Origin of the sequence: Enterobacter sp. V89_11 (genome assembly GCF_029967775.1) — a bacterium.
In the GTDB taxonomy this organism is placed as follows: Bacteria; Pseudomonadota; Gammaproteobacteria; order Enterobacterales; family Enterobacteriaceae; genus Enterobacter; species Enterobacter ludwigii.
In genome coordinates this window covers 1-25,957 of the sequence record NZ_JASCAN010000007.1, presented here as the reverse complement: position 1 = coordinate 25,957, position 25,957 = coordinate 1, and the positions used below count along the sequence as shown (strand labels likewise).

The following is a 25,957-nucleotide window of genomic DNA, read 5'->3' as shown; positions in this document are numbered from 1 at the left end:
TCGGGTACCGAGGTAAATCGTATGAAAATCATCAGTAAAGATCTGCGCGACGGGGAAAAACTGCCTGAACGCCACGTTTTTAACGGCATGGGTTATCAGGGGGATAATATCTCTCCGCATCTGGCGTGGGACGATGTTCCGGCGGGAACCAAAAGCTTTGTTGTCACCTGCTATGACCCGGATGCCCCTACAGGCTCAGGGTGGTGGCACTGGATAGTGGCGAACCTGCCTGCGGATACGCGCGTTCTGCCGCAAGGTTCCGGCTCTGACCTGGTGGCGCTGCCTGAAGGCGCTATCCAGACCCGAACCGATTTTGGCAAAGCGGGTTACGGTGGCGCCGCGCCGCCAAAAGGGGAAACGCACCGCTATATCTTCACGGTTCACGCGCTGGATGTGGACAAGATTGAGGTGGATGAGGGCGCGAGTGGCGCAATGGTCGGCTTTAACGTCCATTTTCATTCGCTGGGCAGCGCATCGATCACGGCAATGTATTCGTAAAAAAACCGGTGGCCTGAACATGTCCGGGCCACCGGGCAAATCTTAGAGCACCGAAGGCAGTAAGCCCACCAGGCTTCCCTTCTCCAGCAGCGCGATCGCTTTATCAATATCCGGCGCAAAGAAACGGTCATCATCGTAATGCGCGACCTGTTCACGCAGCAGATGACGCGCCTGTTCCAGCAGCGGGCTGGACTTCAGACCTTCACGCAGATCAACGCCCTGACATGCGGCCAGCCATTCCACCGCCAGCACGCCGCGGGTGTTGGCGGCCATCTCCCACAGACGACGTCCAGCGGCCGGGGCCATCGAGACATGATCCTCCTGGTTCGCTGACGTTGGCAGACTGTCCACGCTGTGCGGATGCGACAGGGCCTTGTTCTCGCTCGCCAGCGCCGCGGCCGTCACCTGGGCAATCATAAAACCGGAGTTAACCCCGCCGTTGCGGACCAGGAACGGCGGCAGCTGGGACATATGTTTATCCATCATCAGCGCGATGCGACGTTCGGATAAGGCCCCCACTTCCGCAATCGCCAGCGCGATATTATCCGCCACCATCGCCACAGGCTCGGCGTGGAAATTTCCCCCGGAGACCACTTCGTTTTCCTGAGCGAACACCAGCGGGTTATCAGACACCGCATTCGCCTCCACCAGCAGCACTTCTGCCGCGTGGCGCAGCTGCGTCAGACAGGCTCCCATCACCTGGGGCTGACAGCGAAGCGAATAGGGATCCTGTACCTTGTCACAGTTATGGTGAGAGTCTGCAATATCGCTGGTCTCGGTCAGCAGGTGACGGTACATCGCCGCGGCGTCAATCTGCCCGCGCTGGCCGCGTACCTCGTGGATACGGGCGTCAAACGGACGACGTGAGCCAAGCACCGCCTCGGTGGTCAGCGCACCGCACACGACCGCGGAGGCGAAAAGATCCTCGGCTTCAAACAGACCACGCAACGCAAACGCCGTCGAGGCCTGGGTTCCGTTAAGCAGCGCCAGACCCTCTTTCGCCGCCAGCGTTATCGGGGTTAACCCGGCTTTTTTCAGCGCCTCTTTCGCAGGGAGCCACTCGCCCTTCCAGCGAGCCTGACCTTCACCGAGCAGCAGCAGCGACATATGAGCCAGCGGCGCAAGATCGCCGGATGCACCGACGGAACCTTTTGCCGGGATCCACGGATAGACCTCCGCATTCACCAGCGCCATCAGCGCCTCGATCACGCTGAGGCGAATTCCGGAGAACCCACGTGCCAGACTGTTGATTTTGAGCACCATCATCAGGCGGACAATGTCATCATCCAGCGGTTGACCGACACCCGCCGCATGCGAAAGCACCAGCGAGCGCTGTAAATTTTCCAGATCGTGCGTGGCGATACGCGTCTGCGCCAGCAGACCAAATCCGGTGTTGATGCCGTAGGCGGTACGTCCTTCGGCAATAATGGCTTCAACGCAGGCAACGCTGTCGTTAATCGCGGCGTGGGCGCTTTCATCAAGTGAGAGCGTAACCGGTTGACGCCAGATGTTACGCAGCTGTTTGAGCGTCAGTGAGCCGGGAGTGAGGGTTAAGGCGTTCATTAATGCTTTCCTTGTGTGGCAGGGATCATCGGCAGGTTCAGGCCCTGCTCTTTGGCACATTCAATCGCAATCTCGTAACCGGCATCCGCGTGGCGCATTACGCCGGTTGCCGGGTCGTTATGCAGCACGCGAGCGATACGCGCTGCCGCTTCATCCGTACCATCACACACGATGACCATTCCCGAGTGCTGGGAGAAGCCCATTCCTACGCCACCACCGTGATGCAGCGACACCCAGGTCGCCCCGCTGGCGGTATTCAGTAAGGCATTCAGCAGTGGCCAGTCGGAGACGGCATCGGAGCCGTCGCGCATGGCTTCGGTTTCACGGTTCGGGCTGGCAACAGAGCCCGAGTCGAGATGGTCGCGTCCGATAACAATCGGCGCGGAGACTTCACCGCTGCGCACCATTTCGTTAAAGGCCAGACCCAGTTTTTGTCGCCACTCCAGCCCGACCCAGCAGATCCGCGCCGGCAAGCCCTGGAAGTTAATGCGCTCGCGAGCCATATCCAGCCAGTGGTGCAGATGTTCGTCGTCGGCGACGATCTCCTTCACTTTGGCGTCGGTTTTGTAGATATCTTCCGGGTCGCCGGACAGGGCCACCCAGCGGAACGGACCAATACCGCGACAGAACAGCGGACGAATATAGGCAGGCACAAACCCCGGGAAGTCGAAGGCGTTACTCACGCCCATCTCTTTCGCCATCTGGCGAATATTGTTGCCGTAATCAAATGTCGGAATGCCCATCTGGCTAAAGGCCAGCATGGCGTTCACGTGCTCCGCCATGGAACGTTTAGCGGCGAGCACCGTGCCTTCCGGGTCACTTTCGGCTTTTTGCTGGTACGCTTCCCACGTCCAGCCCGATGGCAGGTAGCCGTGAAGGGGGTCGTGCGCGCTGGTCTGGTCGGTGACGAGATCCGGGCGTACACCACGGGCCACCAGTTCAGGGAGAATGTCAGCCGCGTTGCCGCAGAGCGCAATCGACATCGCTTTGCCTTCTGACGTGTATTTTTTGATGCGTGCCAGTGCGTCATCCAGGTTTTCAGCCTGTTCATCGACGTAACGGGTACGCAGACGGAAATCAATGCGGCTCTGCTGACATTCAATGTTCAGGGAGCAGGCACCGGCAAGGGTCGCGGCCAGCGGCTGTGCGCCCCCCATTCCCCCCAGACCGGCGGTCAGTACCCAGCGACCTTTCAGCGAACCGTTATAGTGCTGGCGACCGGCTTCCACGAAGGTTTCGTAGGTGCCCTGCACAATCCCCTGACTGCCGATGTAGATCCAGCTTCCCGCCGTCATCTGGCCATACATCGCCAGCCCTTTGGCGTCCAGCTCGTTAAAGTGTTCCCAGGTCGCCCAGTGCGGGACAAGGTTAGAGTTGGCGATCAGCACGCGCGGTGCATTCTTGTGGGTTTTGAACACGCCGACCGGTTTGCCGGATTGCACCAGCAGGGTTTCGTCATGTTCCAGATGAGTCAGGGATTCAACAATCGCGTCATAGCACTCCCAGTTGCGCGCGGCGCGGCCTATGCCGCCATACACCACCAGCTCGTGGGGGTTCTCCGCGACCTCAGGATCGAGGTTATTCATCAACATGCGCAGCGGGGCTTCGGTGAGCCAGCTTTTGGCGGTGAGTGTGGTGCCGCGCGCGGCGCGGACATCCTGCTGGCGGTATTTACCTGACGACATTGTGTGCTCCTCATACGGGACAGATGATGTATTCAGATATACTTGTATAGACAAGCACACACAAGGTCGGATTTAACAAAAAAGATACAATTTTGTTATATTGCGTTAGCTATCACGCTTTTAAAACGTATGACCCTTACGACATGAAATGGCCCTGCAGCCGGTATCGATTTCCCGGAAACAGCAGTCTGGCATGCGACACAATATGCGACGAAGACCAGGTACGGCGACGAATGAGCAGGCAAGGATCGTGCTCTTTGATCCGCAACAGTTCGCACTCCTGCGGCGTAGCGCGAACCGCTTCCACGATGTGCTCCCCTTCCGTCAACGGCGCGATGAGCGAAAGATAGGCATGCGGCGTGGTCTGGGTGTAATCCTGATCCAGGTACTCGGGCACCCGATCGGCGTTCACGCAGCGATCTTCAATCTGCACCGGGATGTCGTTTTCATAATGCACCATCACGGAATGAAAGATGCGGCTTCCCTCTTTGACATTCAGCTCCACGGCCTGCTCGGCGCTGGCCTGTGTCTCTTCGAGCACCAGCACTTCACAGTGGTGCTGATGGTTACGCGAAGCTATCTCATCGGCAATACTTCTGATCTCAAACAGTGCCGATTGCCCTTTCGGCTCCGCAACAAAGGTTCCGACCCCCTGCAGACGCACCAGAAGGCCCTCATCGGTCAGCTCGCGCAGCGCCCGGTTGATGGTCATTCGGCTAAAACCAAACTGTGCGACCAGTTCGGCCTCGGACGGAATGCGATCGTGCGGCCGCCAGACGCCGGTTGCGATTTTTTCGCTGATGGCCTGCTTCACCTTTTCGTAGAAAGGCGCGGGAGGGCTGGACTGCGACAGCGGTGAGCGTGAAAACATTCTGACTCCTTAAACGTTGTTATGCCCACCAGTGAGCAATTTGCCAGGCCAGACGGGCGGCAAGCTTTGCCCCCTGTCCGTCCCGATCGTACTGCGGGTTAAATTCTACCAGATCGGCAGCCTGCAGTTTTCCACTGCGGCAGATGTGTTCAATCACCGGCAGAAGATCCAGCGCGGGTACCCCTAACGCCGCGGGCGCTGAGACGGCTGGCATTTCGCCAGCAGGCAAAACATCGAGGTCAATGGTGAGGTAAACGCGGTCGACCTGGGCCAGAACCTTGTCCAGAGCCGATAACGCATCTCGCCTGAAATGAAGGTCTTCCACCAGCGTGACGTTTAGTCGCTCAGCTTCATCCCACAGCGCCTGCGTGTTCGCCGCCCGGCTGACGCCCAGGCAGGCATACTGAAAATCGCGCGCCTGTTCCGCACAGTAGTGTGCCAGCTGACGAAACGGCGTGCCGGAGGTCGCATGCTCCGCCTTGCGCAGGTCAAGGTGTGCATCCAGGTTTATCACCACCACGCGCGCGTTCGGGAAAGCATCCAGAACCCCGCGGCCATGCGCCCAGGCGGTCTCGTGTCCCCCGCCAAAAACCAGCGTACGCATGCCGGACTGCTGGCAGGCCTGCACGGCATCGCTTAACGCCCGCTGAGCCGCTTCCAGATTATCGCCCTCGACATATACCGACCCCATATCCACCAGCCGGTCATGTCCATGATGACTTGCCATGTTCGCCAACGCTTTGCGAAGCACCTCCGGGGCCTGTACGGCGCCGGGCCTGCCCTGATTGCGTTTTACCCCTTCATCACATTCAAACCCTATCAAAGCGATGCCGGATGACTGAGGGGTAAATACCGGCATCTGTCGCAGGGTCTGAAAAATACGTTTTGCATTGCTGGCCTCGGCGCTGTCGTCGCGCCCCTGCCAGACGGTCTCGGCAACCGGCCGCCAGAGTCTCATACGCTCTCCCCACGGAAAATACGTTGATACAACGGATTGCGTCCCGGCTCGTAGACCATTTCGACCGGGTGATGTGCATCCCAGACGACAAAGTCAGCCACGAATCCAGCCTGCAGCTGCCCGTGCGTGGCCCCGCGTCCCAGCGCCTGGGCAGCATGTCGCGTCACGCCAGCCCAGGCCTCTTCAGGCGTCAGGCCAAACTGCACGCAGGCCATATTCATCGCGAGATGAATACTCGCGAACGGGCTGGTGCCGGGGTTATAGTCGGTGGCGACAGCCATGGGAACGCCCTCTTTTCTGAGCTGTTCAACCGGCGGACGCTGGCGCTCCTGAAGAAAATAGAACGCCCCCGGCAGTAATACCGCAACCGTGCCGTTGTGCGCCATCGCCTGAACACCGGCGTCGTCGAGATATTCAATATGATCGGCGGAAAGCCCCTTAAAGCGGCTGACCAGCGCCGCGCCGCCAAGATTTGAAAGCTGTTCCACGTGTCCTTTGACCGGAATCCCCATGGCAGTGGCAGCGCGGAAAAGCCGCTCGGTTTGCGCTGGCGTGAAGCCGACGTTTTCGCAAAACACATCCACGGCTTCGAATAAGTCTTTTTGCCACAGCGTGGGCATCATCTGCTCGCACACCCTGGTGAGATACGCGTCCGCGTCGTGGCGGTATTCCGCCGGAACCGCATGCGCAGCCAGAAGCGTTGGGCTGATCTCTACCGGATTGTTCTGGCCCAGCTGGCGGGCGACCTGCAGCATCTTCTCTTCCGCTTCGGCGTTGAGACCATATCCCGACTTGATTTCAACCGTGGTCACCCCTTCATCGATCAGCCGCTGCAGACGCTGTTGCGCCAGCCTGAGCAGGGTCTCGGGCGAACTGCTCCGCGTCGCCGTCACGGTCGCGTTAATCCCGCCGCCCTGCGCGCTGATGGTTTGATAAGAGACGCCGTTCAGACGCTGCTCCCACTCTGCCGCACGATCGCCACCGAACACCAGGTGGGTATGGCAGTCAATCAGCCCGGGCGTGACCAGACGACCGTGCAGATCGACACAGTGACGGTGGCCGGAAGGGATGTCGGATTCGGGAATAACGGCCAGAATCGTCTGGCCGCGCACCACCAGGGCGTGCTGCGCTTTCAGGCCATAAGGCGTGCTGTCGTCCGGGATCATTGTCGCCAGTCGCGCATTGCGCCATATTACATCGTCGGGATGAAGCTGCTGCATGGGCATTCCACTTGTCATGGGTTGTATAGACATTTATTTTCATCTGCCCCCTGCTGTCAACCGCTCTGGCGGAAAATGTTATTTATTTGTGATGACTTTCCCGCCTCCCGCGGGTAAAAAATGCATCTTTTACCCTTTTTATCTTCCCGTTTCGCTCAACTTAGTATAAAAAAGCAGGCTATTTCGTCTATCCCGTTAAGACTTGCATACCCAGGAGCTTTACCTTGAACATTTCCAGGATTTCCCGTCTGGCGTTAGCGCTCGCCTTTGGCGTGACATTATCCGCATGCAGTTCTACCCCACCGGACCAGCAGCCTTCTGAGCAGGTTGCACCGGGTACCGCCTCTCGCCCGATTTTGTCCGCTGATGAAGCGAAGAACTTTGACCGTGCGCACTACTTCTCGGCGATGGACCCTAACGCTGCGCCGTGGACACCGTCTTCTATTAACCTGCCGAAACAACCTGACTTCGTTGTCGGTCCGGCAGGCACGCAGGGCGTGACGCACACAACGATTCAGGCTGCGGTTGACGCGGCTATCACCAAACACAGCGCCTCTCGCCAGTACATCGCGATCCTGCCTGGGGAATATGAAGGCACCGTTTACGTTCCGGCAGCACCGGGCAGCATCACCCTTTACGGGACAGGCGAGAAAGCGGTCGACGTGAAAATTGGTCTGGCGATTGATTCTGAAATCGACAGCAACACCTGGCGTCGCCTGGTCAACCCGGCGGGTAAATACATGCCTGGCAAACCGGCGTGGTACATGTTTGACAACTGCCAGAGCAAGCGTGCAGCTACCATCGGCGTGATGTGTTCGGCGGTCGTCTGGTCTCAGAATAATGGCCTGCAGCTGCAGAATCTGACCATTCAGAATACCCTGGGCGATAGCGTTGATGCGGGTAACCACCAGGCCGTTGCACTGCGTAGCGATGGCGATAAAGTGCAGATCAACAACGTGAATATTCTCGGCCGTCAGAACACCTTCTTCGTGACGAACAGCGGTGTTCAGAACACGCTGCAGAATAACCGTCTGACCCGTACGCTGGTCACTAACAGCTACGTTGAAGGTGACGTGGATCTGGTCTCCGGTCGCGGCGCGGTGGTGTTTGAGAACACCGATTTCCGCGTGGTGAATTCACGCACTCAGCAGGAAGGTTATGTGTTTGCCCCTGCCACGCAATCTAACCTGTTCTACGGCTTCCTGGCCGTTAACAGCCGCTTTAACGCGTCCGGTGACGGCGTCGCGCAGCTGGGCCGCTCGCTGGATGTGGACTCTGCCACCAACGGTCAGGTTGTTATTCGTGACAGCGTGATCAACGAAGGTTTCAACATGGCTAAGCCATGGGCCGATGCCGCTATCTCCAAACGTCCTTTCTCCGGCAATACCGGTAGCGTGGATGATAAAGGTAACGTGCAGCGCAACCTGAATGACGCTAACTTCAACCGCATGTGGGAATACAACAACCGCGGTCTGGGTAGCAAAGTGGTTGCTGAGCCTAAGCAATAAAAGAATGCGTTGATGTCTTTTGCTGTACTCGCCCGGCGCCCACCGGGCATAAAAAAACCTCGCATTTGCGAGGTTTTTTGTTTTAAGTCTTTTAGTGTGCGTTTACCACCACCCACATTGGCCCCTGGCCGACGGCGTAACGCCCTTTCTCTTCCAGCAGCCCCTGCGCACCTTTGATTTCGTACAGCGCGATGTGGTGGGATTTTTGCCCCGCCGCAATCAGGTATTTACCGCTGTGATCGATATTAAACCCGCGTGGCTGGGTTTCGGTAGGCTGGAAACCTTCAATCGCCAGCACGCTACCGTCTTCAGAAACGCTGAATACCGTAATCAGGCTGGAGGTACGGTCGCAGGCATACAGATGACGCCCATCCGGTGTGATGTGAATATCAGCCGCCCAGCGGGTGTCAGAGAAGTCAGACGGCATCATATCCAGCGTCTGCACGCACTCAATCTTGCCGTTAGGATCTTTCAGTTCCCATACGTCCACAGAACTGTTCAGCTCGTTCACCACATAGGCGTACTGCTGGTTCGGGTGGAACACCAGATGGCGCGGGCCCGCGCCCTCAACGGTGGTCACTTCTGCAGGATTCTGCGCCACCAGGTGACCGTCATCGCTCAGGGTAAACAGGCAGATACGATCCTGTTTCAGCGCAGGGACCCACAGCGTACGGTTATCCGGAGAAATATTCGCCGAGTGGCAACCTTCCAGCCCTTCAACCACATCCACGGTTTCAACCGGTAGGCCCGCTTCCAGGCGCGTTACGCTGACACAGCCCGCATTGTAAGAGCCGCTGAAGATGAAGTTGCCTTTGCGATCGGTGGAGATATGCGTTGGGCTGCCCGGTAAAGGTGCTTCCGCAGTGTAAGTCAGCGCGCCGTCGTCCGGCGAGATGCGGTAGGCCAGCACGCGAAACTCCGGGCGCACACCCACGTACAAGAAACGTTTATCCGGGCTGATAACCATCGGCTGCACCTGACCTGGCACATCAACAACCTGAACCAGCGTGAGGGTACCCTCGGTATTTAAACGCCAGACGTGGATCTGCTGGCTTTCAGGACTGGCGGTATAAACGGTTTGTTTCATGAATATTCACTCCTCACTGCGCATGAAAGTAGTTAACTTTTGACGGTGAATGCTGAATTGTCATCGGGAATTTTGAAGCCTTTGCCTCTCGGTGTACCATCCCTTCAGAACGTAAATTCAATATTAACCCGGAAAAACAAATGACCTCGCGTGTAATAGCTCTGGATTTAGACGGTACCTTACTTACTCCGCAGAAAACCCTTCTCCCCTCTTCCCTTGAAGCACTCAAACGCGCGCAGGAAGTGGGATATCAACTCCTTATCGTAACGGGTCGACATCACGTTGCCATTCATCCTTTTTATCAGGCACTGGCGTTAGATACACCTGCAATTTGTTGTAATGGCACTTATTTGTATGATTATCAGGCAAAAAAGGTTTTAGAATCCGATCCGCTGCCCGTGCCTCAGGCGCTGCAATTGATTGATCTGCTTGATGAGCATGCTATTCACGGCCTGATGTATGTGGATAACGCAATGGTGTATGAACGTCCGACAGGCCACGTGATCCGCACCAGCAACTGGGCATTGTCTCTGCCTGAAGCGCAGCGTCCGGTCTTTACCCAGGTTTCCTCCCTGCGCCAGGCGGCTCAGGATGTCGATGCTATCTGGAAATTTGCGCTGACGGATGAAGATACCACCAAACTGAATGCCTTCGCGACGCACGTTGAACAAACGCTGGGTCTGGAGTGCGAGTGGTCCTGGCACGACCAGGTCGATATCGCCCGCAAAGGCAACAGCAAAGGCAAACGTCTGACGCAGTTCGTGGAGTCTCAGGGCGGGTCAATGCAGGATGTGATTGCCTTTGGCGATAACTACAACGACATCAGCATGCTGGAGGCCGCCGGTACAGGCGTGGCAATGGGCAACGCCGACGATGCGGTAAAAGCGCGTGCTAACGTCGTGATTGGTGATAACACCACCGACAGCATCGCGCAGTATATTTATACCCACCTGCTGTAATCAGGTGGTGATGGAGACGCTCTTGATTTGCGCGTAAAGCCACAGGCCAGGCTTGATCCCTAACTCATCTCTGGCCCACGGACTGATGCGCGCCCAGAGCGTCTTGCTGCCCACTTCGAGCTTTACCTCAACCTGTCCGTTATCATCAAAACACTCCGCCACTTTCGCGCGCAGGATATTGCGAATACTGGTCTGTAGCGGCGCTTGCAGCACCAGAGAGACATCTGAAGCCTGAATGCGTATACGCAACGCAGACTGCAGCGGTTTGTCGATTTTGTTGACCCACAGATGCTGGTCGCCCAGCGCCAGTGCGGTCATCGCATAATGCGGGTGATGTTCCAGCACGCTCACCTTAAGGATGCTGCTCTGCTGCTCCTTCGGTAACCACGGGTGCATCACGCTGCTGCCCCACACCTCTTCCAGATTACCGAATGCCTTAACGCTGCCCTCTTCCAGTACCAGCACTTTATCGGCCAGATGCAGGATCTCATCCAGCGAGTGGCTGACGTAGAGCATCGGGATATTGATTTCACGCGCCAGGCGCTGAAGATAGGGCAGCAGTTCACGTTTTCGCGGAATATCCAGCGAGGCCAGCGGTTCGTCGAGCAACAGCAGTTCTGGCGCGGTGAGCAACGCGCGGCCTATCGCCACGCGCTGTTTTTCACCACCAGAAAGCGATGAAGGGAGCCGGTCCAGCAGTGACTCAATGCCCAGCAGCGCCACCAGCTTATCAAATTGCGCGGCCATGCTTTTGGCCATGCCGTAGCGAAGATTACCGCGCACGCTGTAATGCGGAAATAATCGCGCATCCTGAAAAACATAACCAATTCGCCGCTTATCCGGTGCCAGGTAAATTTTGTTCTCAACGTCGTTTAAGACGCGATCGTTGAGCACAATCCGTCCGGACTGCGGCCGCGTCAGTCCGCTGATGGCATTGATCAATGAGGTTTTCCCTGCACCAGATACGCCAAAGATGGCGGTAATGCCGCTCGCAGGCAGCGTCTCGTTAAGGGTCAGGGTATGATTTCCCAGCGTCTGGGTGAACTGAAGTTCGAGCATGACTATTTCCCCATCCGCTCGCGACTGAGTCGCGCCAGCCATTCCGAAACCAGCAGCGAGACCAGCGCCAGCACAATTGAGATAATGCACAGCCGCGCCGCGGCACCTTCTCCACCCGGCGTCTGAATCAGGGTGTACATTGCTGACGGTATCGTTCGCGTCTCACCGGGGATATTCGACACAAAGGTAATCGTGGCACCAAACTCACCCAGCGAGCGGGCAAACGCCAGTACCGTGCCGACAATAATGCCCGGCAGCGTAAGCGGGAGCGTGATGGTGAAAAAGACGCGCCAGCGCCCGGCACCCAGCGTGCGGGCAGCCTGTTCCAGTTTGATATCAACCCCTTCCAGCGCCAGGCGAATGGCCCTCACCATCAGCGGGAATGACATCACCGCCGCCGCCAGTACCGCCCCTCGCCAGCTAAACGCAAACGTCAGCCCAAACCAGTCATATAACCATTCGCCAATAAAACCGCGCCGCCCCATCGACACCAGCAGCAGGTAGCCAACCACCACCGGTGGCAACACGAGGGGAAGATGAAGAACGCTATCCAGCAGGGCTTTGCCGGGAAACTTACAGCGAACCAGTAACCAGGCAAAGAAGATCCCAAAGGGCAAACTCAGCGCAACCGCCAGGGAAGAGACTTTCAGGCTCAGCAGGACAGCTTGCCATTCGGGATCGGTCAATATCATTAGTGAGTCGTAAATCCGTAACGTTTAAAGATTGCGGACGCTTCGGGTCCCTTCAGGTATTCGCTGAAGGCCGTCACGGTCGCATTTTTATGTCCATCAACAATCGCAACAGGATATTCCACTTTCTTGTGGGAGTCTTCCGGGAACGTACCAACCACTTTCACCCCTTTACTGGCGACGGCGTCCGACCCGTAGACTATCCCCAGCGGCGCTTCATTACGTTCAACCAGCGCCAGAGCACCGCGCACATCTTCAGCCGGAGCCAGTGTGGGCGATAACGTCTCCCAGGCCCCCAGTTTTTGCAATGCTTCTTTGGCGTAGATCCCCGCCGGTACATGCTCCGGATCGCCAACGGCCAGGCGTCCTCCGTTCAGCAACCGGGTCCAGGGGGTCTCGTTGTTGATAGTGATTTCGCCTTGCTGACTGGCTTTCGGCGCCACCACGACAAGGCTATTCCCCAACAATGTTTCGCGGGTAGTCGCATCAATCGATTTCTTTTCAGCCGCGTAATCCATCCACTTCTGGTCTGCAGAGATGAACAGATCGGCCGGCGCTCCCGCTTCAATCTGACGTGCCAGCGTCGATGAAGAAGCAAAAGAGGAGACCACCTCGACGTTCTTCTCTTTTTTATACGCTGTCGCAATATCCTGCATCGCGTTGGTCAACGACGCCGCCGCAAAGACGGTAATTTTACCCTCGTTAGCCAGCGCGTGTCCGCTCAGCGAAAGTGTCAGCGTTGCCCCTGCGAAAAGGCGTACCCATGTACGTGCCATTTGTAGCTCCTGTGAGTATCGTTATATACACACTAATATAACGGTAACTCCGGGGAGATCCCAGCGTTAAATCGTACCGCTCAAGGGGTACAGCAAGCTGATGCTTTAAATAATATCGGCGAGAAAGGGAAATACTTGAGAGCAAAACGCCCGGGCAAGCCGGGCGTTTCGGGGGGAAATTAATGCTGCTTTTTAGCCTGGTCTCTGTGACCAATGTTCGAAAATACGTTGAACACTTCACCCAGGCCGTAGATGGCACCGAGGATAACGGCCATCACTACTGGTACCATGATCACGGCGAATACCAGACTTTTCAACAATTCCAACATGGTTTTCTCCAGATATTGTGAATGGCTTATTCTACCCTGAAAAGTGAGAAAAACATCCCCTTTTGTGCGGTGCCCTTTGCGACCTTCGCCATTTGGGTCACAATGCACTTTTTGCCAGGACAGTGTTATGCAGGCCGAAATTCTCCTCACTCTACGACTACAGCAGAAGCTTTTCGCCGATCCGCGACGTATCGCCCTGCTTAAACAAATAGAACAAACCGGTTCAATAAGCCAGGGGGCTAAGAACGCTGGCATCAGCTATAAAAGCGCCTGGGATGCCATCAACGACATGAACACCCTGAGCGAGCAAACGCTGGTTGACCGGGCCACGGGCGGCAAAGGCGGTGGAGGTGCGATCCTGACACGTTACGGCCAGCGCCTGGTTCAGCTGTATGATCTGCTGGCGCAGATCCAGCAAAAAGCGTTTGATGTGTTAAGTGACGACGATAATCTCCCGCTGGACAGCCTGCTGGCTGCCATTTCACGTTTTTCGCTGCAAACCAGTGCCCGTAACCAGTGGTTTGGCACGGTGATGGCGGGCGATAACGCCCAGGTGCAGCGTCATATTGAGATCCTGCTTGCCGATGGAACAACCCGTCTGAAAGCCGCGATTACCGCACAAAGCGCAGACCGGCTGGCGCTGAATGAAGGTAAAGAGGTGCTGGTGTTACTGAAAGCGCCGTGGGTGAATATCACTGCCGATGCCGAAAAAGCAAAAGCCGCTGATAACCAGCTACGCGGTACCATCCGCCACGTTGAACGCGGTGAAGAGCAGTGTGAAGTACTGATGACCCTGCCGGACGGGCAAGAACTCTGCGCAACCCTTCCCCTCAGCGACGCCGCAGAATTAGAAGAAGGTGCTGTGGTGACCGCATATTTCAACGCCGACCGGGTGATTATCGCCACATTGTGCTGAGCACATTGACAAGCGTGTCGACAGTGAGTATCCCTGACAACTGTTGCTGCAAAAAATGGGATAAGTCATGTCATCATTGCATATTTCGCAAGGCACGTTTCGTCTTAGCGACACCCGAACGCTGACGATTTCTGATTTAACAATACGCGCCGGGGAAAGCTGGGCGTTTGTCGGTACAAACGGAAGCGGGAAATCAGCGCTGGCCCGTGCGCTGAGCGGAGAGCTCGCGCACCTTAAAGGTGAATACCAGTGTAACTTTACGCGCCTGACGCGCCTGTCATTTGAACAGCTGCAAAAGCTGGTGAGCGATGAATGGCAGCGCAATAACACCGATTTACTCAGCCCGGGCGAAGAGGATACGGGCCGCACAACGGCAGACATTATTCAGGATGAGGTCAACAATCCTGCCCGTTGTGCGTATCTGGCAGAACAGTTTGGCATCACCTCCCTGCTGAACCGGCGCTTTAAATACCTCTCGACAGGTGAGACCCGGAAAACGCTGCTGTGTCAGGCGCTGATGAGCGAGCCGGAACTGTTGATTCTGGATGAACCGTTCGACGGTCTCGACGTGCAGTCCCGCGCACAGCTGGCCACCCTGCTCGGCTCGCTTAACCAGCAGGGCTATACGCTGGTACTGGTGCTTAACCGTTTTGATGAAATTCCTGAGTTTATTCAGAACGCCGGCGTGCTCGCTGACTGCAACCTGACTGAAACCGGCGAAAAATCGGCGTTACTTAAGCAGGCGTTAATTGCCCAGCTGGCGCACAGTGAAAACCTGGACGGCATCGCGCTGCCGGAACCAGACGCACCTTCTGCCCGCCACGCGTTAGATCCCCACCAGCCGCGCATCGTGCTGCGTGATGGCGTGGTAGCGTATGACGATCGACCGATCCTTAATCATCTCAGCTGGACGGTCAACCCGGGTGAACACTGGCAAATTGTTGGCCCCAACGGCGCGGGTAAATCAACGCTGCTGAGCCTGATCACCGGCGATCACCCTCAGGGCTACAGTAACGATCTCACCCTGTTTGGCCGCCGCCGCGGAAGCGGTGAAACGATCTGGGATATCAAAAAGCATATCGGCTATGTCAGCAGCAGCCTGCATCTGGATTACCGGGTCAGCACCACGGTGCGCAATGTGATCCTGTCCGGGTATTTTGATTCCATCGGCATTTATCAGGCGGTCTCGGACAAACAGCATAAGCTGGCCCAGCAGTGGCTGGATATTCTGGGGATGGATAACCGGGTCGCTGACGCGCCGTTTCATAGCCTTTCATGGGGACAGCAGCGTCTGGCGCTGATCGTTCGCGCGCTGGTGAAACACCCGACCCTTCTGATCCTCGACGAACCGCTACAGGGGCTGGACCCATTAAACCGCCAGCTGATCCGCCGTTTTGTGGATGTCCTGATTAGCGAAGGTGAAACGCAGCTGCTGTTCGTTTCCCATCATGCCGAAGATGCCCCGTCCTGCATTACGCACCGCCTCGAGTTTGTGCCCGACGGTGAACGCTATCAGTACCTGCTGAGCAAAATCGATTAACTCCGGAGGGCTCTGCCCCTCCATTTTTTCGGATAACCTGCACAAAGACTTCCCTATCCCTTTGATCTACAATGTCGCATTGCCGCCAAAAAACGGATTTTAAAAGCAGTGTAAACGATTCCACTATTTTATCCCATGTCACACTTTTCGCGTCTCTGTTATGCTATGGTTATTACATACCATAAGCCCAATGGAGCGAAATATGCGAGTTCTGGTAACAGGTGGTAGCGGTTACATTGGTAGTCATACCTGCGTGCAGCTGCTGCAAAACGGTCATGATGTCATCATCCTCGACAACCTGTGCAATAGTAAGCGCAGCGTGCTGCCTGTGATTGAACGTCTTGGCGGTAAACAACCAACCTTCGTGGAAGGCGACATCCGCAATGAAGCGTTGATGACCGAGATCCTTCACGACCATGCCATTGAGACGGTGATCCATTTCGCCGGCCTGAAAGCGGTGGGTGAATCCGTCGCGAAACCGCTGGAGTATTACGACAACAACGTCAACGGTACCCTGCGTTTGATCTCCGCCATGCGCGCAGCGAACGTCAAAAACTTTATCTTCAGCTCTTCCGCAACCGTCTACGGCGATCAGCCAAAAATCCCTTACGTTGAAAGCTTCCCGACCGGTACGCCGCAAAGCCCGTATGGCAAAAGCAAACTGATGGTGGAGCAGATCCTCACCGATCTGCAAAAAGCGCAGCCTGAATGGAGCATCGCCTTGCTGCGCTACTTCAACCCGGTTGGCGCCCATCCGTCAGGCGATATGGGTGAAGATCCACAGGGCATCCCGAATAACCTGATGCCGTACATCGCCCAGGTGGCCGTTGGCCGCCGTGAGTCTCTGGCTATTTTCGGTAATGATTATCCAACCGAAGACGGTACCGGTGTGCGTGATTATATCCACGTCATGGATCTGGCCGACGGCCACGTGGCGGCAATGCAGCAGCTGGCCGATAAGCCAGGCGTGCATATTTATAACCTCGGCGCCGGGATCGGCAGCAGCGTGCTGGACGTCGTGAATGCCTTCAGTAAGGCCTGCGGTAAGCCTGTGAATTATCACTTCGCACCGCGCCGTGAAGGCGACCTCCCGGCTTACTGGGCCGATGCCTCCAAAGCCGATAAAGAGCTTAACTGGCGTGTCACCCGCACGCTTGATGAAATGGCACAGGATACCTGGCACTGGCAGTCTCGCCATCCACAAGGTTATCCGGACTAAGGATCCGTCATGACTTCGTTCAATCCCGTCGATCATCCGCATCGTCGTTTTAACCCGCTAAGCGGGCAATGGATTTTGGTTTCTCCGCATCGCGCCAAGCGCCCCTGGCAGGGGGCGCAAGAGACGCCTGCAAAACAGACGCTTCCCCAGCACGACCCGGACTGCTTCCTGTGTCCGGGCAACACGCGTGTGACGGGCGATAAAAACCCGGACTACAAAGGCACCTTCGTTTTCACCAACGATTTTGCCGCCCTGATGACCGACACGCCCGACGCGCCGGATAGCCAGGACCCGCTGATGCGCTGTGAAAGCGCGCGCGGCACCAGCCGTGTTATCTGTTTCTCGCCCGACCACAGCAAAACGCTGCCGGAGCTGAGTGTTGACGCGCTGAAAGAGGTCGTCAGCACCTGGCAGACGCAAACTGCTGAGCTGGGTCAGACCTACCCGTGGGTACAAGTGTTCGAAAACAAGGGCGCGGCAATGGGCTGCTCTAACCCGCACCCGCACGGTCAGATCTGGGCCAACAGTTTCCTGCCAAACGAAGCCGAGCGTGAAGACCGTCTGCAAAAAGCCTATTTCGCGGAAAACGGATCGCCGATGCTGGTGGATTACACCCGTCGTGAACTGGCCGATGGCAGCCGAACGGTAGTGGAAACCGAGCATTGGCTGGCCGTCGTACCTTACTGGGCAGCATGGCCATTTGAGACGCTGCTTCTGCCAAAAGCACAGGTTCTGCGCATCACCGATCTGAGCGACGCACAGCGCGATGACCTCACCCTGGCACTGAAGAAACTGACCAGCCGTTATGACAACCTGTTCCAGTGCTCCTTCCCGTACTCAATGGGCTGGCATGGCGCTCCGTTTAACGGTGAAGAGAATCAACACTGGCAATTGCATGCCCATTTCTATCCGCCGCTGCTGCGCTCTGCGACGGTACGTAAATTCATGGTGGGCTATGAAATGCTGGCGGAAACCCAGCGTGACCTGACGGCAGAACAGGCTGCAGAACGCCTGCGGGCTGTGAGTGACGTCCATTATCGCGAATCAGGAGTCTAAAAAATGAGTCTGAAAGATAAAACACAATCCCTGTTTGCTGAGAAATTTGGCTACCCTGCCACCCATGTCATTCAGGCGCCTGGCCGCGTGAACCTGATTGGTGAACATACCGACTATAACGATGGTTTCGTTCTGCCGTGCGCCATTGATTACCAGACGGTCATTAGCTGCGCTAAGCGCGATGATCGCAAAGTCCGCGTTATTGCAGCGGATTACAACAATGAGACGGATGAGTTTTCCCTCGATGCACCCATCGTTACCCACGACAGCCAGCAATGGTCTAACTACGTGCGCGGCGTGGTAAAACACCTGCAGAAACGTAATAAAAACGTGGGCGGCGCTGATCTGGTCATCAGCGGAAACGTGCCTCAGGGCGCCGGGTTAAGCTCGTCCGCGTCGCTGGAAGTCGCCGTGGGTACCGTCTTCCAGCAGCTTTATCATCTGCCACTGGACGGGGCACAAATCGCCCTGAATGGTCAGGAAGCGGAAAACCAGTTTGTGGGCTGTAACTGCGGCATCATGGACCAGCTGATCTCTGCGCTGGGTAAAAAAGAGCATGCCTTGCTTATCGACTGCCGCTCTCTGGGCACCAAAGCCGTTCCCTTGCCAAAAGGCGCAGCTGTGGTAATTATTAACAGCAACTTTAAACGCACGCTGGTGGGCAGCGAGTACAACACCCGCCGCGAGCAGTGTGAAACCGGCGCACGCTTCTTCCAGCAACCTGCGCTGCGTGACGTTTCGCTCAACGAGTTCAATAAAGTGGCGCACGAACTGGATCCGGTAGTGGCGAAACGCGTTCGTCATGTGCTGACGGAAAATGCCCGTACCGTTGAAGCGGCGTCCGCACTGGCGAAAGGCGACCTGAAACGTATGGGTGAACTGATGGCAGAATCTCACGCCTCCATGCGCGATGATTTTGAAATCACCGTTCCGCAAATCGATACCCTGGTGGACATCGTCAAAGCCACGATTGGCGATAAAGGCGGCGTGCGTATGACCGGCGGCGGCTTCGGTGGCTGCATTGTTGCCCTGATGCCGGAAGAGTTCGTCCCTGCCGTCCAGCAGGCGGTGGAAAAACAGTACGAAGCGAAAACAGGTATTAAAGAAACTTTCTACGTGTGTAAAGCATCACAAGGAGCAGGACAGTGCTAAACGAAACGCCAACCCTTGCCCCGGATGGCCTGCCGTATCGCCTGTTAACCCTGCGCAACAGCGCAGGAATGGTGGTTACGTTAATGGACTGGGGTGCCACTTTGCTATCCGCTCGCGTACCAATGCCTGATGGCAGCGTACGTGAAACCCTGCTTGGCTGCGCGTCGCCTGAGCAGTATGTCAATCAGTCCGCCTATCTTGGCGCGTCTGTCGGCCGTTATGCTAACCGCATCGCGAAAAGCGCTTTCGAACTTGATGGCGAGCGTTACTCGTTGCTTTCCAGTCAGGGCGAAAATCAGTTACACGGTGGACCTGAAGGGTTCGATAAGCGCCGCTGGAAAATCGTTCAGCAAAACGACCGCGAAGTGCTGTTCTCACTTGACTCGCGTGACGGTGACCAGGGATTCCCCGGTAACCTCACCGCGTTCGCGCATTTCACGCTGGCTGACGATAACCGTATCGCCATTGAATATCGCGCGAAAGTTGATAAGCCGTGCCCGGTCAATCTGACCAACCACGCTTATTTCAACCTGGACGGCAACCAGTGCGACGTGCGTAATCACACGCTCCAGATCCTGGCCGATGCCTATCTGCCGGTGGATGAAATGGGGATCCCGTATCAGGGACTCAAGGCCGTCAGCGGTACCAGCTTTGATTTCCGCAGCGGAAAAACCATCGCGCAGGATTTCCTGAGCGATGACGATCAGCGCAAGGTAAAAGGCTATGACCACGCGTTCCTGCTGCAGGCGAAAGGTGATGTGACTCAGCCTGCCGCGCAGGTCTGGTCTGCAGATGAGAAACTGCAGATGACGGTCTACACCACGGCCCCTGCCCTGCAATTCTATTCAGGCAACTACCTTGGCGGTACCACGGCACGCGAACATGAAGAGTACAGCGACTGGCAAGGTCTGGCGCTGGAAAGCGAGTTCCTGCCGGACAGCCCGAACCATCCAGAATGGCCACAGCCGGACTGTGTGCTGCGCCCGGGTGAAGAGTACGTTAGCGTGACAGAATATCATTTCATCCCGCATTCATAATTCCCAGCCCTCCTTGCGGAGGGCTTTTTCTCTCCGTCTTGCTGAAAATAGCGCCGATCGCAGACAAAATCATAACCCTGGATTCACAAGCATCTTACACTCAGAGACTATTTTCGCTATGGTTAGGGTTAAGCGTTGCTGCTGGCACTGTCACGGCAATATAATGAGAATTGTTATCATTCAATAAAGCTTATGAGGAGTACGATATGGCTGTAACTAAGCTGGTCCTGGTGCGTCATGGCGAAAGCCAGTGGAACAACGAAAACCGCTTTACCGGTTGGTACGACGTTGATCTGTCAGAAAAAGGCGTAAGCGAAGCAAAAGCAGCAGGTAAACTGCTGAAGGCTGAAGGCTTCAGCTTTGATTTTGCTTACACCTCTGTGCTGAAACGTGCCATCCATACTCTGTGGAACGTTCTGGACGAACTGGATCAGGCCTGGCTGCCGGTTGAGAAATCCTGGAAACTGAACGAGCGTCACTACGGTGCGCTGCAGGGTCTGAACAAAGCGGAAACCGCTGAAAAATATGGTGATGAGCAGGTTAAACAGTGGCGTCGCGGCTTCGCGGTAACCCCACCAGAGCTGACCAAAGATGACGAGCGCTACCCGGGCCACGACCCGCGTTACGCGAAACTGACGGATGCTGAGCTGCCAACGACCGAGAGCCTGGCGCTGACCATCGACCGCGTTGTGCCTTACTGGAACGAAACCATTCTGCCACGCCTGAAAAGCGGCGAGCGCGTGATCATCGCAGCTCACGGTAACTCCCTGCGTGCGCTGGTGAAATACCTGGACGACATGGGTGAAGACGAGATCCTCGAACTGAACATCCCAACTGGCGTTCCGCTGGTGTATGAGTTCGACGAAAACTTCAAACCAATCAAACATTACTATCTGGGCAACGCTGATGAGATCGCTGCAAAAGCCGCGGCTGTAGCGAACCAGGGTAAAGCGAAATAATTTTCGCTGGACATAAAAAAAGCGTGGAGCAATCCACGCTTTTTTATTTGGCTCCTGAAACTCAGCCGCGACGCGCTTTTACCGCATTCGCCAACTGACGCAGAAGGACATCCGTATCGTCCCAGCCGATGCAGGCGTCCGTGACGCTCTTACCGTAGACCAGCGGCTCGCTGCCTTCCAGATTCTGGTTACCTTCCACCAGATGGCTTTCGATCATCACGCCAATAATCGCGTTCTCACCGCCGGCAATCTGCTGACAAACATCGGCGCCGACTTCCATCTGCTTTTTAAACTGCTTGCTGGAGTTGGCATGGCTGAAGTCGATCATCACCTGTTGTGGCAGACCCGCTTTTTCCAGCCCGACCTTCACGTCTGCGACATGTTTTGCGCTGTAGTTCGGCTCTTTACCGCCACGCAGAATAATATGACAGTCACCGTTACCGCTGGTATTCACAATGGCGGAGTGACCCCATTTGGTGACGGACAGGAAGCAGTGCGGTGCCCCGGCGGCATTGATGGCGTCAATTGCCACCTTAATGGTGCCATCGGTACCGTTTTTAAAACCAACCGGACACGAGAGACCTGACGCCAGTTCGCGGTGAACCTGAGATTCTGTAGTACGCGCACCGATTGCGCCCCAGCTCATCAGATCCGCCAGATATTGCGGCGTAATCATGTCGAGGAACTCACCGGCAGCCGGCAAACCGCTGTCGTTGATCTCCAGCAGCAGTTTGCGCGCAATACGCAGACCGTCGTTGATCTGGAAACTGTTATCCATATGCGGGTCGTTAATCAGCCCTTTCCAGCCAACGGTCGTACGCGGCTTTTCAAAGTAAACACGCATGACAATTTCCAGCTCGCCTTGCAGTTCTTCGCGAAGCTGGAGCAACCTTGCTGCGTACTCTTTGGCCGCAGCAGGATCGTGAATTGAGCAAGGGCCAATCACCACCAGAAGACGATCGTCATTACCTTTCAGGATCTTATGGATCGCTTTACGAGCATGAGACACCGTGTTTGCGGCATTTTCAGTGGCGGGGAATTTCTCAAGGAGTGCTACAGGAGGTAATAACTCATTGATCTCTTTAATACGTAAATCGTCGTTCTGATAATTCATTTTCTTTCCAGCTCTGCCATATCTTTAGTAATGAAAGCAATCCTTTCAATCTAACTTGCCGACCAGAAAGTGTAAACACGGTTTTACACTTCACGCAGATAATTCCTGGAATTCACCTAAAAATCGCCACAAAATAGCGAAAAACGAGATCTAACCTAAGCTTTTTAACTGTAACAACCACTTTTGTTTGATTAAACGCGATTCCATACTGACGTAAGTCCGTATGACGGAATCTTTCGCCTCTGAAAAAGATGCACTGTTGGAAAATGTTATCCAGCGTAACGACAAGAACAGGAGCACCAAGATGAAAATGACGAAACTGGCAACCCTCTTCCTCACAGCCTCCCTTACCCTGGCAAGCGGCAGCGTCCTTGCCGCTGAGACGGGCTCAACAGATAACAACGGTGATGCAAATGCCGCGGCGGCGGCGGGTCAGGTCGCCCCTGATGCAAAACAGAATATCGCCCCGAATAATGTCGATAACAGCCAGATCAATACCGGGAACACCAATACCGGAGGCACGATGTTGCATCCGGACAGTAGCGGCTCTGGCACCATGAATCATGACACGATGAGTACCGATGAGATGCATAAGAACACCATGTGCAAAGACGGTAAGTGTCCGAATTCGAATGACAAAGTGGGCGACGATGCCAATACCAAAACGGATGGCACAACCCAATAATCCGTGACGGATGTAAACGTAAAAGGAGAGCTCTGGCTCTCCTTTCTTTTGGAGTAAGCCATTAAAAACGCTACACTAAAAACAATAACAAAAAGGAAAGCTGATATGGCGCACACGCATTCACACACCCCGTCTCCTGGCGATGACAACGCTAAACGCCTTATGCTGGCCTTCGGCGTCACGGCAACGTTTATGGTTATCGAGGTCATTGGTGGCCTGGTTTCCGGCTCTCTGGCGCTTCTGGCGGATGCCGGACATATGCTTACCGATGCCGCCGCCCTGCTCTTTGCCCTGTTGGCCGTGCAGTTTGCCCGTCGTCCGCCTAACGCGCGTCATACCTTTGGCTGGCTGCGACTGACCACTCTGGCGGCGTTTGTTAACGCTATTGCTCTGGTGGTTATCACCCTTCTTATCGTCTGGGAAGCCATACAGCGCTTTCGTCACCCACAGCCGGTCGCCGGAGCGACAATGATGGTTATCGCCGTAGCAGGTCTGCTGGCGAATCTTCTGGCGTTCTGGATTTTGCATCGCGGCAGCGGGGAAAAGAACCTCAACGTGCGCGCTGCGGCTCTGCATGTTATGGGCGATTTACTGGGTTCCGTCGGCGCTATTGTGGCCGCGCTGGTGATCCTTTATACCGGCTGGACACCCGTCGACCCGATTCTTTCCGTGCTGGTATCGTGTCTGGTATTGCGCAGTGCCTGGCGGCTGCTGAAGGAGAGCGTGAATGAACTGCTTGAAGGGGCACCGGCATCCGTGGACATTGCCGAGCTTAAACGCAACCTGCGTCGTTCCGTGCCCGAAGTGCGCAATGTGCATCATGTTCACGTCTGGCTGGTGGGTGAGAAACCGGTCATGACATTGCACGTCCAGGTGATCCCTACCCATGACCATGATGGCCTGCTTGAGCGCATCCAGCACTTTCTCGAACATCACTATGAGATTGGCCACGCCACCATCCAGATGGAGTACCAGCCCTGTAACGGCCCGGACTGCCACCTGAACGAGGCGCAGTCCGGACATTCACATCATCACCATCATTAGTTCGAAAGCGCGCGAGAGCCTCGCTCACGCGCGCTGTTAATCCACATCCGGCTCCCGTTCAGGGCAATGAAGGTCAGCAGCAGATACTCCAGCGACATCGCATAGACGCCCTGAAGTGCAAAAATAACCACGCTAATGACGTTAATGACGACCCAGAGCAGCCAGTTCTCAACGTATTTACGGGTCATCAGGATCATCGCAGCAATCGACAGCACCATCATGCAGGAGTCCCAGAACGGGAAAGCATCCGGCTGGAGTGATGGCATAGCGACATTCAGCCCGAGGCCAGACATGACCGACACCGCGACGCGGGTCAGGAATGCAAACACCGGGTTGATAAAGACGGTCATTAAACCAATGGCGACAACGCAGGCGACAAACCAGGCGATGGCTTTCGGTAAGGGCAGCCAGCGGATTTGCAGCTCCGCCTCCTGCTGGCTGTTCTGCCGCGACCACGCGTACCAACCGTAAATGTTCGCCGCAAAGAAGAACAACTGCAAAAGCAGGCTGGCGTACAGCTGGATCTGGAAGAAGATAATCGCAAAGAGCGTAACGTTAATTAACCCGAACGCGTAGTTGCTGATCTTCTCCAGGCTTGCCAGCCAGATACACAATAACCCAGCCAGCGTACCCACGGCCTCAATCCATGACAGGTCATAGCCACCTGCACCAATCGGTATATGAACCAGAATGTTCTGTGTGCTAAAAAAATCCATCTTTTCCCCAGGGCGTATTGAATTAAGTACGTAGTGTAGCCGCAAAATCCAGCATGCGGTTAAGCGGAATTAACGCACCTTCACGCAGAGCAGCATCCACATGGATTTCATGCGCTGCTCCGCCTTTCTCCAGCCCCTCAGCGATAGCTTTCAGGCCGTTCATCGCCATCCACGGGCAGTGCGCGCAGCTACGACACGTCGCCCCCTCGCCCGCCGTTGGTGCTTCAAGCAGCTCTTTCTCAGGCACGGCCTGCTGCATCTTATAGAAGATACCGCGGTCAGTTGCCACGATGAGCTGCTTGTGCGGAAGCGTCCTGGCGGCATTGATAAGCTGGCTTGTGGATCCCACGGCATCCGCCATGTCGACAATGGACTGCGGTGATTCCGGGTGAACAAGGATCGCAGCGTGCGGGTAAAGCGCCTTCATGTGCGAGAGCGCCTGCGTCTTAAATTCATCATGAACAATACAGGCACCCTGCCAGCAAAGCACGTCAGCGCCGGTCTGCTTCTGCACGTAATTACCGAGATGGCGGTCAGGTGCCCAGATGATTTTCTCGCCCAGGCTGTCCAGATGTTCAATCAGTTCAACGGCGATGCTTGATGTCACGACCCAGTCTGCCCGCGCTTTCACTGCGGCAGAGGTATTGGCATAGACCACCACGGTCCGGTCCGGATGGGCATCGCAGAAGGCCGAGAATGCATCAATCGGACAGCCGAGGTCGAGTGAACACTCCGCATGTAGCGTTGGCATCAGAATGGTTTTTTCAGGGCTGAGAATCTTTGCGGTTTCCCCCATAAAGCGAACGCCTGCGACCAGTAACGTGGAAGCAGGATGTCTGGCACCAAAGCGTGCCATCTCCAGAGAGTCAGAGATGCAGCCCCCGGTCTCTTCCGCCAGTTGCTGGATTTCCGGGTCGGTGTAGTAATGTGCAACCATCACTGCATCTCGCTCTTTGAGAAGACGTTTGATCTTCTCACGGTAAAACTGCTTCTCATCCTGACTCAGCGGGACAGGCTTTGGCGGGAAGGGATAGATTGCGGCTTCTGGATCAAACATCACGCTCATTATGGCTTCTCGTTTTACTGGCTTAACATTATTGCCTTTCTTTTGCATGACATAGCAAAACGGACGGCAAATGTGTTTTGTATACTAAACAAGATAGCGAATTTACGAGAAAAAGTCACCGGAAATAGGTGTGCGTAGCACGCAGCGGATGGCGACTTCGCCGGAGTCGACCTGCAAGGTCAAAATATGCGGAATACAGATAGCAAAAAAGCGCCTTTAGGGCGCTTTTTTACATTGGTGGGTCGTGCAGG

Annotated in this window: 25 protein-coding genes; 12 read left to right on the top strand and 13 right to left on the bottom strand. The window is 55.7% G+C overall.

Annotated elements, in window-relative coordinates:
- Positions 1-21: 21 nt before the first annotated feature.
- Positions 22-498 carry a kinase inhibitor gene (locus QLG09_RS07190; protein ID WP_014169213.1) on the top strand — a complete coding sequence of 159 codons (477 nt, stop codon included), beginning with the start codon at positions 22-24 and terminating at the stop codon, positions 496-498.
- A gap of 42 nt (positions 499-540) precedes the next feature.
- On the opposite strand, the gene hutH is transcribed toward QLG09_RS07190, so the two are convergent.
- The 5 genes from hutH to hutI all read right to left on the bottom strand — a co-directional run bounded on the left by hutH (position 541) and on the right by hutI (position 6,795).
- Complete coding sequence (gene hutH / locus QLG09_RS07185; RefSeq protein ID WP_041162502.1) at positions 541-2,061, bottom strand: histidine ammonia-lyase; 1,521 nt, start codon at positions 2,059-2,061, stop codon at positions 541-543.
- Positions 2,061-3,746, bottom strand: coding sequence for a urocanate hydratase (gene hutU, locus QLG09_RS07180; RefSeq protein ID WP_020884940.1), 1,686 nt, complete (start codon positions 3,744-3,746; stop codon positions 2,061-2,063). Before hutU ends, hutH begins: the two co-directional genes overlap by 1 nt.
- Before the next feature lie 136 nt (positions 3,747-3,882).
- Positions 3,883-4,617: a histidine utilization repressor gene (locus tag QLG09_RS07175; RefSeq protein WP_014169210.1), complete on the bottom strand. Its 735-nt coding sequence runs from the start codon at positions 4,615-4,617 to the stop codon at positions 3,883-3,885.
- A 19-nt stretch (positions 4,618-4,636) separates the two neighbouring features.
- A complete protein-coding gene (hutG, locus tag QLG09_RS07170; RefSeq protein WP_063435232.1) occupies positions 4,637-5,575 on the bottom strand; it encodes a formimidoylglutamase in 939 nt (312 codons plus the stop codon).
- Positions 5,572-6,795: an imidazolonepropionase gene (gene hutI / locus QLG09_RS07165; protein ID WP_049021856.1), complete on the bottom strand. Its 1,224-nt coding sequence runs from the start codon at positions 6,793-6,795 to the stop codon at positions 5,572-5,574. Before hutI ends, hutG begins: the two co-directional genes overlap by 4 nt.
- A gap of 224 nt (positions 6,796-7,019) precedes the next feature.
- Between hutI and QLG09_RS07160 the strand changes: the two genes are divergently transcribed.
- Positions 7,020-8,303: a putative acyl-CoA thioester hydrolase gene (locus QLG09_RS07160; protein ID WP_014169207.1), complete on the top strand. Its 1,284-nt coding sequence runs from the start codon at positions 7,020-7,022 to the stop codon at positions 8,301-8,303.
- A gap of 91 nt (positions 8,304-8,394) precedes the next feature.
- On the opposite strand, the gene pgl is transcribed toward QLG09_RS07160, so the two are convergent.
- On the bottom strand, positions 8,395-9,390 hold the full coding sequence (gene pgl / locus QLG09_RS07155) for a 6-phosphogluconolactonase (RefSeq protein ID WP_049021857.1): 996 nt from the start codon (positions 9,388-9,390) through the stop codon (positions 8,395-8,397).
- A gap of 140 nt (positions 9,391-9,530) precedes the next feature.
- Between pgl and QLG09_RS07150 the strand changes: the two genes are divergently transcribed.
- Positions 9,531-10,349, top strand: coding sequence for a pyridoxal phosphatase (locus QLG09_RS07150; protein ID WP_025204641.1), 819 nt, complete (start codon positions 9,531-9,533; stop codon positions 10,347-10,349).
- Here QLG09_RS07150 and modC read toward each other — a convergent pair whose 3' ends face one another.
- The 4 genes from modC to QLG09_RS07130 all read right to left on the bottom strand — a co-directional run bounded on the left by modC (position 10,350) and on the right by QLG09_RS07130 (position 13,202).
- Positions 10,350-11,408: a molybdenum ABC transporter ATP-binding protein ModC gene (gene modC, locus QLG09_RS07145; RefSeq protein WP_020884945.1), complete on the bottom strand. Its 1,059-nt coding sequence runs from the start codon at positions 11,406-11,408 to the stop codon at positions 10,350-10,352.
- A 2-nt stretch (positions 11,409-11,410) separates the two neighbouring features.
- A complete protein-coding gene (gene modB, locus QLG09_RS07140) occupies positions 11,411-12,100 on the bottom strand; it encodes a molybdate ABC transporter permease subunit (protein WP_014169203.1) in 690 nt (229 codons plus the stop codon).
- Positions 12,100-12,873: a molybdate ABC transporter substrate-binding protein gene (gene modA, locus QLG09_RS07135; protein WP_025204642.1), complete on the bottom strand. Its 774-nt coding sequence runs from the start codon at positions 12,871-12,873 to the stop codon at positions 12,100-12,102. The genes modB and modA overlap by 1 nt, the downstream gene beginning before the upstream one ends.
- Positions 12,874-13,052: 179 nt before the next feature.
- A complete protein-coding gene (locus tag QLG09_RS07130) occupies positions 13,053-13,202 on the bottom strand; it encodes an AcrZ family multidrug efflux pump-associated protein (RefSeq protein WP_020884948.1) in 150 nt (49 codons plus the stop codon).
- Positions 13,203-13,329: 127 nt separating this feature from the next.
- Here QLG09_RS07130 and modE point away from each other — a divergent pair, with 127 nt between their 5' ends.
- The 7 genes from modE (at position 13,330) to gpmA (ending at position 21,081) form a co-directional block, all read left to right on the top strand.
- Entirely contained in the window at positions 13,330-14,118 is a 789-nt protein-coding gene (modE, locus tag QLG09_RS07125; protein ID WP_047366362.1) for a molybdenum-dependent transcriptional regulator, read from the top strand.
- Between the two features lie 67 nt (positions 14,119-14,185).
- Positions 14,186-15,658: a molybdate ABC transporter ATP-binding protein ModF gene (modF, locus tag QLG09_RS07120; RefSeq protein WP_020884950.1), complete on the top strand. Its 1,473-nt coding sequence runs from the start codon at positions 14,186-14,188 to the stop codon at positions 15,656-15,658.
- A gap of 202 nt (positions 15,659-15,860) precedes the next feature.
- The gene (galE, locus tag QLG09_RS07115) at positions 15,861-16,877 is read left to right on the top strand and encodes a UDP-glucose 4-epimerase GalE (RefSeq protein WP_020884951.1); all 1,017 of its coding nucleotides are present in this window, start codon (positions 15,861-15,863) and stop codon (positions 16,875-16,877) included.
- 9 nt (positions 16,878-16,886) lie between these two features.
- On the top strand, positions 16,887-17,933 hold the full coding sequence (gene galT / locus QLG09_RS07110; RefSeq protein WP_049021861.1) for a galactose-1-phosphate uridylyltransferase: 1,047 nt from the start codon (positions 16,887-16,889) through the stop codon (positions 17,931-17,933).
- A 3-nt stretch (positions 17,934-17,936) separates the two neighbouring features.
- On the top strand, positions 17,937-19,085 hold the full coding sequence (galK, locus tag QLG09_RS07105) for a galactokinase (RefSeq protein WP_049021862.1): 1,149 nt from the start codon (positions 17,937-17,939) through the stop codon (positions 19,083-19,085).
- Positions 19,079-20,122 (top strand): galactose-1-epimerase, encoded by a 1,044-nt coding sequence (galM, locus tag QLG09_RS07100; RefSeq protein WP_032677707.1) that lies wholly within the window; start codon positions 19,079-19,081, stop codon positions 20,120-20,122. Before galK ends, galM begins: the two co-directional genes overlap by 7 nt.
- A 206-nt stretch (positions 20,123-20,328) precedes the next feature.
- A complete protein-coding gene (gpmA, locus tag QLG09_RS07095; protein WP_282488790.1) occupies positions 20,329-21,081 on the top strand; it encodes a 2,3-diphosphoglycerate-dependent phosphoglycerate mutase in 753 nt (250 codons plus the stop codon).
- A gap of 61 nt (positions 21,082-21,142) precedes the next feature.
- On the opposite strand, the gene aroG is transcribed toward gpmA, so the two are convergent.
- Positions 21,143-22,195 (bottom strand): 3-deoxy-7-phosphoheptulonate synthase AroG, encoded by a 1,053-nt coding sequence (gene aroG / locus QLG09_RS07090; RefSeq protein WP_040016953.1) that lies wholly within the window; start codon positions 22,193-22,195, stop codon positions 21,143-21,145.
- Positions 22,196-22,499: 304 nt separating this feature from the next.
- Between aroG and QLG09_RS07085 the strand changes: the two genes are divergently transcribed.
- Positions 22,500-22,880 (top strand): YbgS-like family protein, encoded by a 381-nt coding sequence (locus tag QLG09_RS07085; RefSeq protein ID WP_025204646.1) that lies wholly within the window; start codon positions 22,500-22,502, stop codon positions 22,878-22,880.
- Positions 22,881-22,985: 105 nt separating this feature from the next.
- A complete protein-coding gene (gene zitB, locus QLG09_RS07080; RefSeq protein WP_020884956.1) occupies positions 22,986-23,924 on the top strand; it encodes a CDF family zinc transporter ZitB in 939 nt (312 codons plus the stop codon).
- On the opposite strand, the gene pnuC is transcribed toward zitB, so the two are convergent.
- Positions 23,921-24,640 (bottom strand): nicotinamide riboside transporter PnuC, encoded by a 720-nt coding sequence (gene pnuC / locus QLG09_RS07075; protein WP_049021867.1) that lies wholly within the window; start codon positions 24,638-24,640, stop codon positions 23,921-23,923. The two genes, zitB and pnuC, sit on opposite strands and share 4 nt — an antisense overlap.
- Before the next feature lie 22 nt (positions 24,641-24,662).
- The gene (gene nadA, locus QLG09_RS07070; RefSeq protein WP_049021869.1) at positions 24,663-25,706 is read right to left on the bottom strand and encodes a quinolinate synthase NadA; all 1,044 of its coding nucleotides are present in this window, start codon (positions 25,704-25,706) and stop codon (positions 24,663-24,665) included.
- Between the last annotated feature and the right edge of the window lie 251 nt (positions 25,707-25,957).